This window comes from Aliikangiella coralliicola, assembly GCF_007004725.1.
GTDB lineage: Bacteria > Pseudomonadota > Gammaproteobacteria > Enterobacterales > Kangiellaceae > Aliikangiella > Aliikangiella coralliicola.
Genome location: NZ_ML660161.1, coordinates 247,376 through 261,260, shown reverse-complemented (window position 1 = coordinate 261,260; position 13,885 = coordinate 247,376). Strand labels below are relative to the sequence as shown.

General features: G+C 40.9%; 12 protein-coding genes. 9 read left to right on the top strand and 3 right to left on the bottom strand.

All coding sequences use genetic code 11. The annotated features are described in order from the left end of the window. Positions 1-65: 65 nt before the first annotated feature. Both FLL46_RS04095 and FLL46_RS04090 read left to right on the top strand, forming a co-directional pair. The gene (locus tag FLL46_RS04095) at positions 66-1,403 is read left to right on the top strand and encodes a sigma-54-dependent transcriptional regulator (protein WP_142892172.1); all 1,338 of its coding nucleotides are present in this window, start codon (positions 66-68) and stop codon (positions 1,401-1,403) included. 30 nt (positions 1,404-1,433) lie between these two features. Next, positions 1,434-2,753, top strand: coding sequence for a sensor histidine kinase (locus FLL46_RS04090; protein ID WP_142892171.1), 1,320 nt, complete (start codon positions 1,434-1,436; stop codon positions 2,751-2,753). A gap of 41 nt (positions 2,754-2,794) precedes the next feature. On the opposite strand, the gene FLL46_RS04085 is transcribed toward FLL46_RS04090, so the two are convergent. The 3 genes from FLL46_RS04085 to FLL46_RS04075 all read right to left on the bottom strand — a co-directional run bounded on the left by FLL46_RS04085 (position 2,795) and on the right by FLL46_RS04075 (position 5,787). Continuing rightward, positions 2,795-4,051, bottom strand: a complete 1,257-nt coding sequence (locus FLL46_RS04085) for a diaminopropionate ammonia-lyase (protein WP_142892170.1) — start codon at positions 4,049-4,051, stop codon at positions 2,795-2,797. 210 nt (positions 4,052-4,261) lie between these two features. Continuing rightward, on the bottom strand, positions 4,262-4,912 hold the full coding sequence (locus FLL46_RS04080; RefSeq protein WP_142892169.1) for a glutathione S-transferase family protein: 651 nt from the start codon (positions 4,910-4,912) through the stop codon (positions 4,262-4,264). Positions 4,913-4,926: 14 nt separating this feature from the next. After that, positions 4,927-5,787 carry an MBL fold metallo-hydrolase gene (locus tag FLL46_RS04075; RefSeq protein ID WP_142892168.1) on the bottom strand — a complete coding sequence of 287 codons (861 nt, stop codon included), beginning with the start codon at positions 5,785-5,787 and terminating at the stop codon, positions 4,927-4,929. Between the two features lie 258 nt (positions 5,788-6,045). Here FLL46_RS04075 and FLL46_RS04070 point away from each other — a divergent pair, with 258 nt between their 5' ends. The 7 genes from FLL46_RS04070 to FLL46_RS04040 all read left to right on the top strand — a co-directional run bounded on the left by FLL46_RS04070 (position 6,046) and on the right by FLL46_RS04040 (position 13,729). Continuing rightward, the gene (locus tag FLL46_RS04070; protein WP_142892167.1) at positions 6,046-7,182 is read left to right on the top strand and encodes a DUF6895 family protein; all 1,137 of its coding nucleotides are present in this window, start codon (positions 6,046-6,048) and stop codon (positions 7,180-7,182) included. Between the two features lie 212 nt (positions 7,183-7,394). Beyond that, positions 7,395-9,131 (top strand): ATP-binding cassette domain-containing protein, encoded by a 1,737-nt coding sequence (locus FLL46_RS04065; RefSeq protein ID WP_142892166.1) that lies wholly within the window; start codon positions 7,395-7,397, stop codon positions 9,129-9,131. Next, on the top strand, positions 9,121-10,377 hold the full coding sequence (locus FLL46_RS04060; protein ID WP_142892165.1) for a GNAT family N-acetyltransferase: 1,257 nt from the start codon (positions 9,121-9,123) through the stop codon (positions 10,375-10,377). Before FLL46_RS04065 ends, FLL46_RS04060 begins: the two co-directional genes overlap by 11 nt. Beyond that, the gene (locus FLL46_RS04055) at positions 10,367-11,401 is read left to right on the top strand and encodes a GNAT family N-acetyltransferase (protein ID WP_142892164.1); all 1,035 of its coding nucleotides are present in this window, start codon (positions 10,367-10,369) and stop codon (positions 11,399-11,401) included. Before FLL46_RS04060 ends, FLL46_RS04055 begins: the two co-directional genes overlap by 11 nt. A gap of 319 nt (positions 11,402-11,720) precedes the next feature. Further along, complete coding sequence (locus FLL46_RS04050) at positions 11,721-12,128, top strand: winged helix-turn-helix domain-containing protein (RefSeq protein WP_142892163.1); 408 nt, start codon at positions 11,721-11,723, stop codon at positions 12,126-12,128. Between the two features lie 126 nt (positions 12,129-12,254). Beyond that, complete coding sequence (locus FLL46_RS04045) at positions 12,255-12,671, top strand: VOC family protein (protein ID WP_142892162.1); 417 nt, start codon at positions 12,255-12,257, stop codon at positions 12,669-12,671. A 173-nt stretch (positions 12,672-12,844) separates the two neighbouring features. After that, the gene (locus FLL46_RS04040) at positions 12,845-13,729 is read left to right on the top strand and encodes a transporter substrate-binding domain-containing protein (RefSeq protein ID WP_142892161.1); all 885 of its coding nucleotides are present in this window, start codon (positions 12,845-12,847) and stop codon (positions 13,727-13,729) included. The last annotated feature ends 156 nt before the right edge of the window (positions 13,730-13,885 follow it).

Below are 13,885 nucleotides of genomic sequence, written 5' to 3'. Positions count from 1 at the left end.
CGCAAACTTCTATAATTCAAAATATTTGCATAACTATTAATTTCGGCCCTAAGGATTACCGATTGATGTCTCCTAATATTCTGATAGTTGATGATAATCACGATATTACCAAAGCCCTTTCTGTGATGTTAAAGCTCGAAGGTATTCGGTGTGATGTTGCCCACTCTCCCAATGAAGCCCTGGATAAGTTGAATCAACAACACTTCAACCTGGTCATTCAGGATATGAATTTTTCTGAAGATATGACATCTGGCAAAGAGGGCATCAAGTTATTTCATTCAATTCGCGAAATCAATACTGACATTCCGATTATCATTATCACAGCCTGGACCCACGTGGAAACGGCTGTTAGCCTGGTTAAACACGGCGCTGCCGATTATATTGGTAAACCCTGGGATGAAGACAAACTGATGGTTTCGATCAAGAACCTGTTGGAACTTGATGAACTAAGGGAACGCCAGGCAAATTTTCAACGTAATCAACAAAGTCAGGATGCTCAGCTCAGCCAGCAATTTGATTTGTGCGGCGTTCGTTATCGTAGCGATTTGATGTCACGTATGTTACAGATGGCCACTCAGGTGGCTCACTCCAATGTTCCAGTACTCATTACCGGTCCTAACGGGGCGGGCAAAGAAAAAGTTGCCGAAATTATTCAGGCCAATTCCGCGTGTAAAGATGGCCCATTCATCAAAGTTAACGTCGGTGCGCTCTCCAAAGAGTTATTAGAAGCCGAATTATTTGGTGCAGAAGCCGGCGCTTATACAGGCATTACCAAAAGGCGAATCGGCCGCTTTGAGGCTGCTGATAAAGGCACATTATTTTTAGATGAAATCGGCAATTTGTCCCACGAAGGTCAGATCAAACTTTTACGCGTACTACAAAGCGGCGAATTTGAACGAGTGGGTAGTAATCAAACCATCAAGGTTGATGTCCGCGTGATAAGCGCTACCAATAGTGATCTGCAAAGTGCCATTATCGACGGGACTTTTCGAGAAGATCTCTATTACCGCTTAAATGTGATTGAATTAAAAGTGCCTGCACTTAAACAAAGAAAAGAAGATATACTACCGCTGGTTAATTTATTCCTTGAATCAGGCTTTGAGATAGACGCAGAAGCAAGTAACTTACTTCAGCAATATGATTGGCCGGGAAATGTCAGAGAGTTGCAAAATGTCATTAAGCGCGCCATGTTGCTGTCAAGCAGTAAGATGATTACCACAGCATCTATCGGCATCGAGATTGAAGCGACAGAAAGTTCTGCGAAAAGCAATGATGTTACCCGGGAAATGATAGTGAATGCCCTCGCGGAAAATAACGGGAATATAATGGAAACAGCAAAGTACCTGGGCTTAAGTCGCTCAGCACTATACCGCCGTCTCAAAAAATTTGATATCTCCAACTAGGTTCTGCAGGCCTTCGGTAACTCATCACGAATGAATAAGAAAAAAGTCTCCTTAAAACATCGGTTGTGGTTCGCCATCTTATTGCCGACACTGTGTTTTTTAACATTCGTTTACGCCATCATCCGGTTTGAAGGCGATTTGATGATTTGGTTGCCCATTTGTTTTGTTATCATTCTGCTACTCAGTTACAGCTTGATTAACTATTTTTATCGCCCTTTCGCATCGCTAATCAGTTCGATTGAAACTGGGCTAAATTGTTTCCACGATGAAGACTTTAGTATCAATATCGCCGAGTATGACTTTCCAGAATTTCAGCTGAGCGTTGACACTTACAATGAGCTTTCAAAAATACTCAGAACAGAACGAATGGAGCTGCATCAGCGAGAGCTTTTACTCGACACCATTATACAAAATACACCAATGGCGATTTTACTAACAACGGACCGCGGTAACATTGTTTACAGCAATATCGCTTCAAAAAAGTTACTTCGCCAGACTAAAAACATTGAAGGTCTGAATTTCAATGAACTGATCGGTAACCTGCCGCCTGATCTGGCGAATGCCACACGCAATAAACAAGAAGGTCTCTATACTCAAATCACCGAGGATGAAAAAAAAGTCTATTTTCTCACTTTCGAAGAATTTAACCTGAATGCAAAAATTCACTACCTGTACCTGTATAAGAATATGACATCAGAGGTGCACAAAGAAGAAGTGCAGGTTTGGAAAAAAGTTATTCGCTTAATCAGCCACGAACTTAACAATTCATTAGCACCAATCCAGTCTTTAACTCGTTCAGCGACCAAAATACTGAACAGGGTTGAACACGATGAAATGTTAATGGACATTTTTAATACTATCGATCGAAGAACTAAACATTTACACCAGTTTATAGATAAATACGCGCGCTTTTCTCGATTACCTAATCCTGAAATTCGCGAGGTCAATATGCCCCAGTTTATTTCCGACCTGGAAAATATTTGCGACATAAAAATAAGCAATAATGTCGCGATAAAGCACTTCAGGTTTGATGCGACTCAAATCGAACAAGTAATGATTAACCTGATAAAAAATGCTCGAGAATCTGAAACTGATATAGATGCAATAGAAGTGAGTATCATGCATAACCAGCAATTCATTCGGTTTGTTGTCAAAGACAGGGGAAAGGCAATGAGCGAAGATCAATTAACCCAGTGCTTACTGCCTTTTTTCACAACCAAAAGTGGTGGTGCCGGACTGGGTTTAGCGCTGTGTAAAGAAATTATCAATGCCCATTCAGGCCATTTAAAATTGTTTAACCGCAAAAATGGTGGACTTTGTGCCGAGTTTTCGATTCCGGTGATTGATTAAATAACCTTGACGCAATTTTTTATTGTCTTGGCAACGTCATATTAGGATGCAGAATTAATAATCTGCTGATAAATATCCGGATCAGTATCACCCTCTGTGGAAAATAATAAAATTCTGGCGTTTGAATCGATTGCTAAACTCGACAAAACATCAGCATGCTGCGGATCTTTCAATAGCGTTTCGACAAGTCCAAGAGTGACTGCACCAGATTCGCCGGAAACGATCGCCGGGTCATCAGCAATGGGGTTCGCATACCGCTTCATTCCGCTCATACTCACTTCATCACTGCAGACGATAAACGCCGCGCAAATGGATGAGAGAATCGCCCAGGCTGATGAACTTGGCTCACCGCAAGCTAAGCCTGCCATTATCGTTTCAAGGTTTCCGGTTTCGGGGTCGCCAAAATACCGATGGGGTTTACCATCACCAATCTCCATTGATTCGTAAAAACAAGGCGCTCCCTCGGGCTCAACCAGAATTATTTTCGGTGTCGGTTTCGGGTGAAAAAATAGATAGGCAGCAATTGCCGCCGCCATAGAACCAACTCCAGCCTGCAAAAATACGTGGGTAGGCCATTCCTTACACTGACGCTCAAACTCAACCACCAGACTAAAGTATCCGCGCATAATATCCTGTGGAATTTCTTCATATCCCGGCCACGCAGTATCCTGCATTAAAATCCATTGGTTCGCCTTTGCCAGCTGACTTGCATACTTTACCGTATCATCGTAATTAAACTCGGTGATCTCTGCATTTTCTGCATATTGTTGAATCGCTTTCAGGCGAGTTATCGAAGAACCTGACGGCATATACACATGAGACTTGCAACCAAATAATTGCGCGCACCAGGCAACGGCGCGGCCATGATTACCATCAGTCGCAGTAACAAATTGGGCCGATTGATAAACGTCTCTTTTGGCATCAATCTGACGAAAGTCGATAACTTGATCATCATAGTCACCCCGCCTGGAACTTCGACTAATTATCTGATTGAGCTGTTTTGCCATTGCGTAGCTGGCACCGAGCATTTTAAACGCTTTGAGGTCAAATCGTTCACTTTCGTCTTTCACCAATATTTGCTGAACGCCCAGCTGACTCGCTAAATTATTCAACCGAATTAATGGTGATGCCTGATAGCCCGGAAGGGATTGATGAAACTGAATTACCTGTTTTATTTCTTGTTCAGAGATGAGTTGATTAATCTTTTGTTCGGCGATGGAAAATTCAGCGATACTATTTGATGAGCCTGGTTCTGAATTAGTAAAACATCGAATCTGATTTGTTGTGGAGTTTTTCATAGTTTAGCTCATTAACTTTGTTTCTTAGCTCGCTCATTCGAACTATTCAAAACAAAATAATAAATTGACGCCATCAAAGCTGCGATATCTAAATAAACGCGCTTACTTGATATCAACTTTATCATTTGGAAAACCGTTGAAACACTATATTTTCGACTTCAAACTCTCGCCCTCCTTTGCTAAAGGAGAGGGAGAGTTATTCAGAGCGGTTTAGATCTCTGCTTGCTCAATAACCGGTTTCTCTGCAATACCTTCCTCAATCCACTCCTGTATCGCTTTTAGATTAAGAATATTTTGCATATATTGCCTCGCCACAGAGCCGACCTCAATACCATAGCTATTAAACCTTAAAACCACTGGCGCAAACATGGCATCTGCAATCGAAAATTCTCCAAACAGAAAATCTCCCTTATCCTGGTAGTGCATGCGACAGTCTTGCCAAATCGAGTTGACTCGATTAATTTCCATGCGCAATTCGTCACTATCGACCTGAAAGTTCATTTTCTGACGACAGTTCATCGGTAACTGATTACGAATTAGTTGAAAACCAGAGTGCATTTCAGCGGAAATGGAACGAGCCAACGCGCGTGCCTGGAGTTCTTGAGGCCAACAATGTTTTTCTGGATAGGCTTCGGCCAAATACTCACAAATTGCCAACGAATCCCAAACTTTCACTTCGCTATTTTGAAAAAAGGGGACTAGCCCTGCAGGCGAATATTGCTTGAGTTTCTGTTTGCTGTCGGGTCGATATAAATAGATCTTTTCTTCCTCAAAAGGAATATCTTTGACTTTCAATAACAACCACGGCCTGAGTGACCAGGAAGAGTAATTTTTATTGCCTATGACGAGATGATTTTTCAAGGTGCATCCTTTGACTAAAATTGATTAATCGGAAGTTTTAAAAATTGAATACCAGTTTCACCAGCAGAAGGTAATCGACCCCCCTTAATGTTCACTTGCAAAGCAGGCAAGATTAACTTAGGTACTGGCAGTTGCGCGTCTCTTTCAGTTCGCATTTTGATGAAAGCCTGTTGATCAACGCCCTGATGAATGTGAATGTTATGATTTTTCTGTTCTTCAACCGATGCTTCCCACCTCAGCTCTCGCCCGCCCGGCATATAGTCATGACAGGTAAATAAACGAGTTTCATCAGGCAGTGCCAACAATTTCTGTATTGACTGATAGAGCTGTTCAGCATTGCCACCAGGAAAATCACATCTGGCGGTGCCAAAGTCTGGCATAAATATCGTGTCGCCCACAAAAGCAACATCACCCACTAAGAACGCACAACATGAAGGTGTATGCCCTGGTGTTCCGATAACGTCAATTGTCAGATTTCCCAGAGGCAAATTGTCGCCATCTTTAACCAGTCGGTCAAAATCCCCTTCAGATCCGGCTGACTCTCCCTCCAACTGGTATAGTTGGTTAAAAGTATTTTGGACCTCGATAATACCTTCACCAATAACGATTTTAGCGCCGGTTTTTTGTTTGAGCCAGTGAGCAGCGCTAAGGTGATCAGCGTGTGCGTGGGTTTCAATTATCCACTTTAAAGTTAAGTTCTGTGATTCGATTTCGCTGAGAAGGCTTTGTGCGCTCTGATAACCAACTCTCACTGCCGCTGGGTCGAAATCCATCAAAGGGTCAATAACCGCAGCTTCACCCGTTTGCGGATCTGAGACCAGGTAAGACAAGGTGGAAGTAGCCTGGTCGAAAAAGTTTTGTACAATCACTCGCATTCAGTTAATCCTATTCACTTATAAACAAATAGCTAGCGCGCCGAATGAATGCATTTTAGCCTCAACAATCTCAAAGAACAAAAGATAAACACGCCCAAGTTTAACCTAAATATCTCGTCCATTTTAGATAGATAAAGCGACGAGACTAAATATCGATAAGTTTGATCTCAACCTATGTACTCTGGTCAGTAAACCATCGCCAAGGTAAACTCCTTTAATTATCAGAAACATTGATGACCACCTAGAAAAATAAAGCCGATGTTCACAAAAACAACCCCATTTCGACTATTTAGTTTTGTCACCCTTTTAATAATCACTATTTCTCTTATTGGTTACTCAGTTTATTTTAGTGATCCCTATCGAAATTATCGCAGCTGGCAGTTTTCAGACTTGATTAACGCACAATCTGTATCAATCAAGCCGATTCAGTTGAACCATAACCAAAATATTGAAAAGCGCATTCGCGACGCTTTATCTCACGATCTGCCACACAAAGAAGCAGCTATTCTCTCAGGGCTTCACTGGTTACTTCAGTTTATTGATCAAGATACCAATTTTAACGATGTTTTTAGTGACTTCATTATCCTGGCTCATGAGCTTTCTCGCACAGATATCCGTTCCCATCAAGCCGAGATCGCAGGTCAGCTGTTAAAACAAAGCCTGCAAAGGGGACAAGAACACCTCGACTTGCTGTTTCCTGACGATGAAGAAGGCCGCTGGGACTTTATTGGGCTTTTGCCCATCATCGCGAATAGCCCAGAATTTCAAGAACCCTATTTTAAATTTTACCAACAACAATATGGAGAGCTGCCAATATCGCCGTATCGTAGTGGCGATATGGATTTCCAACAAGCCGTTACGAATAGTGATTATGAAGTGATCGGCGATTATTTAATCGACACATCTTTCCTGCATTACTATCTTAAGCAGATGTCAGAACACGCGTCCAATACAAATATACTACGACTCCCTGAAGATAATTTCTTGATGTACCTCAAGAGCTTCGAATCTTTTGATTATAATTTAGACCATCCGGTGGAAAGTGACGAATTCTCTGACCTCGCTTATCTGGCTACACATGTGGTGTTGGTGTTAACCAATTATGGCGAGTTCGAGATTTCTCCAAGTCTTAATAACAGCAAGGTCAATGACTATATTGAGCAAACGTATCCCCTGGTCAGACATCAACTCAGTGATCTCGATTTACTAGCTGAGTACCTGCAATGTTTGAAGATATTGAACAACGAAGATGACAAAAAAATAGCTTTGGCAGAGCAGTTTTTACTTTCGTTACAACGCAAAGATGGTTCATGGGGAACAATGAGTGATTTTAATGGCGAACCTTATATTGTCTTTCACCCTACCTGGGCGGTATTAACAGCGCTAAATCATTGATATTAAAATTTAAAGCAGGTTTTGCGCTACAATAAAATATATCAGGTTTAAGCTAAATCTAACCCAATTTAATAAACCGTTAGATGATACTTCAAGAGAGAAAAATGCCTGTTAATATTATCGCTTTTACCCTGCCATCTCATAAGGTAATATTACCTTGTTAAGATAAACAGGTCGAACGTAAACCAATTCACTGAAAAAAAGGGATTCAGTTGTTAAATAAATTTTTTATTATTTTTGGTTTGATGGATCAAACAGATAAGCGACGTCTGTTAATCATACTCTTCAGCTCAATTATTAATGGCCTATTTAGCGTTGTTGGCATTGCTTCTATCCTACCTTTTATCAGCGTTATTTCAGAGCCACAGTTAATAGAAAGCCATCGCTACATCATTGCTTTCAAGGAATTTACCGGTATCCAGTCGTACCAGGGTATTGTGATAGCTTTTGGCAGTTTGTCATTTTTACTTGTGCTATTTGGCAATATCATTAATGCGCTGGATGCCTGGATAGCGACTCGCTTTGGCTATCAGAAAGAACACCAACTCTCAGAGCGCTTGCTAAAGATCTATCTCAACAGCGATGAATTAGCGTTTGCCAGAAAGAAAAATTCAGAAAGAGTTAAGTCAATCCTGGCCGATATCGACCGAGTAATACTCGACACCCTGTTTGCCATGCTAGAAATGATTTCAGGTAGTATTGTCACTGTTTTTATCTTCGTGCTTTTACTCACCGTTGATCTCCAGGCAACCTTAGTGATTACCCTGGCAATCCTGGTGGCTTATCTGACAATTTACCGACTAACCTCTAACAAACTAGACAATCTGGGTAAAGAATATGCCGATCTTGAAACCGACATTTATAGCGAAGTTCTCGAAGCATTAAAACTTCAGCGGGAAATAAAACTTGCCCAGATTGGCGGTTACTTTATCAAACGTTATTCAAATTCCTTTGCGGCGATGGTCAACAATCGGCTTAAATACGAACTCATCAGCCTGATCCCACAGCGCGTTATCGAAGTGGTAGCCTACGGGAGCATACTGCTAATCGCGATGTTTTTCTCACTTTCAGATCAATCGGATCTATCAGCAATCACGATGATTGGCATGTATGCGTTCGCCGCTTACCGACTTTTACCGGCGGTAAGTGATATCTTCGATAGCTATGAACAAATTCAATTTGGCTCGGCTATTTTAAAAAAGCTGGCGGCAGAATTTAACAATGAGTTGTCATCCGGAAGTGACAATTACCCTACAGTTCGTTTAAGCAATCAACTCTGTCTCAAAAATATCGAATTTCATTTTAACGATAAATCGTCTTTTTGCTTTAAAGATCTTTCGTTAAAGTTTCACGCCAACCAGTTTCACTGTGTCACCGGAAAAACTGGGTGCGGTAAATCAACGCTACTGAATATTATTGCTGGATTATACCAACCAGGTAAGGGCAAGCTACTCGTTGATGATCAGCCGGTAAACTTGTATAACAATCCTAATTGGCAGTCGCAGCTTGGGTTTGTTCCACCGAGAGTGAACCTGATTGAAGCATCGGTTATCGAAAATATTGCGCTAGGTGAACCAGAAGACAGTATTGATCATGAAAAAATTGAGAAAATAGCCAAGCTGGTGGACCTCCATGATCACTTAATGTCATTACCTGATGGCTATCAATCAGTATTTGGCGACGAAGGCCTTAACTTTAGTACCGGGCAAACTCAAAAAGTTGGTATTGCCCGTGCGCTTTACCGAGATCCTAATTTACTATTATTAGATGAAAGCACTGATGCGCTGGATTTGGCCACTGAAAAAAAAGTGATTGAGAATATTAAACAACATTTTAAACTCACGGTAATTTTTGTTAGTCACCGACCCTCGGTACAGCAGTTTGCTGATCAGGTCTACAACCTCGAACAAACAGACTCAGGAAAGGGAAGTAAAATAAATGAGTTATAAAAATGGTTTGAGTAGTATGAGTGATTCAAAGGAAATTAATATTGAGAAAACCAGTACAGAAAATAGTCACGTTGACGAGTGTACCGCTAAAGCCAATATGATTAATTTGAGCAACATAAAACTTGAACGCGTTCCATTCAGCGAGCAACTATCCAAAATAGAAAGAGAATGGGATGAGTTACTGGCCAGCAGTACTCGACCTTCAATATACGCCAGCTACCATTATATTAACTTGTCAGTAAAATACTTTAGTCACGCCAGCGAAGAGACTTTCTGTTTGTTAATGCGCGACACGACTAGTGGCCGATTATTAGCAATATTTCCGATGAGCATCGGTATACGCAAAATCAGGAAAAAGCAGGTTCGTGTGCTGGAACACTGCATCACGACCAACCACAGCGATGTTGATAAACCCTACCCGGTTATCCACAATCGTTACGAAACCGAATGCTGGACCTTGTTTCACCGTTACTTTACGACAGAATATACTAATTGGGACTGGCTGGAATACGATGAACTGATCCCCGAGTCAAAACTCAATGGTTTACTAAAAAAGCTTTATAAGTTTCCTGATTATTTAGCCAGACAACAAAAAGGCCCGGTATCGCCGCTGGTTGATCTGAGCGGCAGCTGGGAAAATTTTCAACAACAACATCGAAACATGCGCAAAAAAGCCAAGCGTATGAAAAAGAAACTCGGCGATGGCTTTTCTTATAAGGTCTACAATAAACACGAGGATATGAGTCGGTGTATAGACCTTTACGTTAGCACCGAGTCTGCAGGCTGGAAAGCCAACAAGGGTGTATCGGAAAACAACAACCAAAAATTCTATCGCGAAGTACTGCCACTGCTGGCGAAAAAAGGACAGGTCTATTTCGGCATCTTATTCGATCATGACACCCCTGTTTCGGCGGAAATGTCGTATGTTTATCTCGATACAGTTTATTTCGCCCATGGAGCTTTTCACCCAGACTACAAACACCTTTCTCCAGGCAGTGTCAGCACTTCGATGTCCATCGAATATTTTCACGGAAAAAATTACCGCGACGGTGACTTCCTTGCAGGCTACGCTGACTATGTTAATCCACTGGCTTATAAGCAGGATCCGACCAAAGATACGGTCGTATTTAAAGTGAACTATATCTTTGTTTATTACCTGATTGATACGTTTTTTAGAAAAACAAAATCAAAGTTGAAAAGAATTATGCGGCGCATTTGGAACAAGAAGCAAAATAATGCGGATTAAAATTTTAACCAGAAACCAGGCTAACCAGATCGACTCAAAACAATGGGACGAACTCGCTAACAAGAGCCAGTTTGTTAATCCATTTTACGAGAGATGGTCTCTTCTTCCTGCACTGGAATTTTTGCAGAAGGACGATAAAGTTTACCTGGTCACTGCATCAATCGATGAAGAACTGGTCGCATTATTTCCAATCAAAATCGAACAGCATTCTTTAGGTATACGTTATCTGAGCGTCTGGCAACACGATCATTGTTTTATCTGTGATCCCCTCTGCAGCCAACCGTCTTTGCTAGTTGGAATTATTCGTCACGTCGTGCAAAAATTAAAAGTATTAGTCGTAGAAATTCAGCGTCACTCACGAGAATCTTATGGACACCAATTTGACCTTGAGAGCTGCACATTCAGTGAAACCCGCGGCGTAATTTTTAAAACCGATCAAATCAGTAATCATCTGGAAAGTTTGCCCAGAAAAGTAAGAGCCGAAAACCGACGCGTAAAAAAGCGCTTATTTAATCAGGCAAATGCAACCTATTTAACATCTAAAGAAGATCAGTCAAAAAATTGGTTGAAGGAGTATTGCCAACTTGAGCACACAGGCTGGAAAGGAATCGCTAAAGGATCCATCTTATCGAATGAAAATGTATACCGATACTACCAGACCATGTTTAATTCAGCCTGGCAATCAGGCAAAGTCGAATTCCAGGGACTATTCTCTGATCAAACCCCAGTGGCGATATCTTTTAGAATCATTTCCAGAAACCGAGCCTTCGAACTAAAAACGAGCTATCACGAAAACTATCGCCAATTTTATCCTGGCGTCGTACTCGAGTTAATGAACATTGAAGCGCTAGCAGGCACCGAATTTAAATTAGTGGATTCTTGCACCAGCTCAGAAAACTACCTGATTAATCGGCTCTGGCCTGATCAGCGGAATCTATACCGAAGCCTTTATTTTCATAATAGACTTTCCGGAAAGTTACTCAAAATGCTTTACAAATTAAAAAATAGAAATCGATTAAGTTGAGGCCTCCATTTTAAACGCACAACCCGTATAGACTAACCTAAATAAATCTTCTCCAGCTCTCGTTTGCGAAAGGAGGGAGCAAGACAAAACTGTCATCTCAGACAAAACATTTTAGCGTCGAATCTCCCATCCCAGCACAGCCAATCTGAGACAGGCTCAAATTGTCGATAAAATCCTTCTGATTATCGATAATGAATTGCCACTATCAATTGTTTTTTTGTTAAATCAAGGTAGGAGCTGTTGCTTGGAAAGACAGCTGAACAGCAAAGCTGTTATCAAGCACAAGCAAACGAATTACCAGCAACGAGGATAAATCGCTATGACATACCAAACTCAACCTATTTTATCCTGTGACATTCACACGGATAGCGGGTTTAGTCTGGATTTTTGTGAACAAAAAATCCATACAACCACGACGAGTATCCGCTTGAGATCAAAATTGTGGCAGGTGCTAGTACATATGTGTCAGAAGTCGGGTCGATTAATTAAAAGAGATGAACTTATCGAAAATGTCTGGGACGGAAATTATCTGACCGGCCCGCAAGGACTCAACCACACGGTTTGTCATTTGCGTAGAATAATTGCTAAAAACAATTTGCCAATAACGATTATCACAGTTCCCAAACGTGGCTATATTTTGCAAACCCAACAAGGTAATACATTGTTAACAAGCACCGAAAAACTAGCTGACTTTAATAGTGTGCCGATGTCATCAACTAATTTTTAGTTAGCCTGACTCTCGCTGCTATCCAACGAATATCGAGCAGGTACTTAAGAACTAAGATAACTTTATTTTTGCTAAGTACCTCCGTATGATTACCGGTTAATAATCGACTTGTTTGCCGAGAATATCATGAAATTTCTACACTCAATGATTCGCACTAACCAACCACAAGAATCAATTCACTTTTATACCAAAGGTCTGGGGTTAAAAGTCATTCGTCAAAATGATTATCCTGAAGGCAAATTTTCTCTTTATTTTATTGCTGAATCTGAAAATGCACCAATGATAGAACTCACTCATAATTGGGACGAACGTGAGTATGTGAATGGTGATCAATTTGGACACCTGGCATTTGCCGTTGATGACATTTATGCCACGTGTCAGCACTTGATGGATTTAGGTGTTACTATCAATCGCCCTCCCAGAGATGGACGCATGGCTTTTGTAAAAGATCCTAATGGTATTTCCATCGAGCTGCTACAAAATGGCGAAAGCCTGCCAATAGACTCTCCATGGAAAGACATGCCTAATATTGGTTCTTGGTAATTGACTTTACTGAGCCGTCAGGATGAGCACCTGTAATCACTGCCCTTAAACGCACTTAAAAATGGCACTATAACTCCATAATCGAATAAGGCGTTTTATCTTTAGACTATCTCTTTGCGTTATGCATAAGGTAAACGGAAAATTGTGCCTTTTCGGTATAGAATTATCTATATGTGAGTTACTTTCGGTGTATCGCTGTGGTTTTTATCGATAAAAAAAAACGAACCGACCTGATAGCCTTCACCTGCCTGGTAATGTTTTTTCTCGCCAATCTGAATAATCAAGCAGTCGCCGCTCAACCTACCTTTCCAGTTACACAGAAAACAGCAATTAATATAACGCATAAAATCAAATTGAATAAAGATTGTCACCTGACATTCTCATGGGGCCCATGGCGCCCATACCAATATATTAATACAAGGGGCGAGTTGGTTGGCTCACAAATAAGGCTGATTCACCACATAGCCGGGCGTATCGGTTGTAAAGTGAGCTTCAAAAAAATGTTTTTTTCCGATGCCCTTCAAGCCATCGAAGCAGGCAATATTGACGCAACCAGCCACGTAAAGAAAACCCCCGAAAGACAAAAATTTGCTCACTTTTCTGAGTTCTATTCGAAAGATTACTACGCAATTTACGTACTAGCAGATAAATTCCACCAATATAAAAATCAGACCATTGAACAAATGTTAACCAAAGGGTTTCGCTTAGGGATTACAAAAGCACACTTTTATGGCCGTGAATTTAAAACGATTCAGGAAAACCCCCTATTAAACAAAACCATATCTGAAGCCTCTGACTCGTACGATAATTACCCAAGGTTGATCAATGGGGAAATTGATGGGTTTATCGATAACCCTTTTATCGCGGCCTACGCCATTCGAAATCAAAAACGACAAAAACATATAGTGCGTCACCCCACCAATTTTTTTGGAGAATCCATTTCTTTTATGTTTAGTAAAAAGACTGTCGATTTAGAGGTGATCCATGCAATAAATGAGGTGTTAGCAGAGTTAAAAACCGACCCAGATTACCAGAAGAAGTGGAACTTTCGCCTCTGATCTCAGCGATAACAAAGCTATTGCGTACAATATGTATCGTTATTTTCGATACTCATTATTAAATAACTTGTCTTTGTGCAATATAACAAAAAGATCCGGTTATCCGAGTTCTCTTTACCGAAATTGATCTGTATAATCCGCCACCAATCAACACAT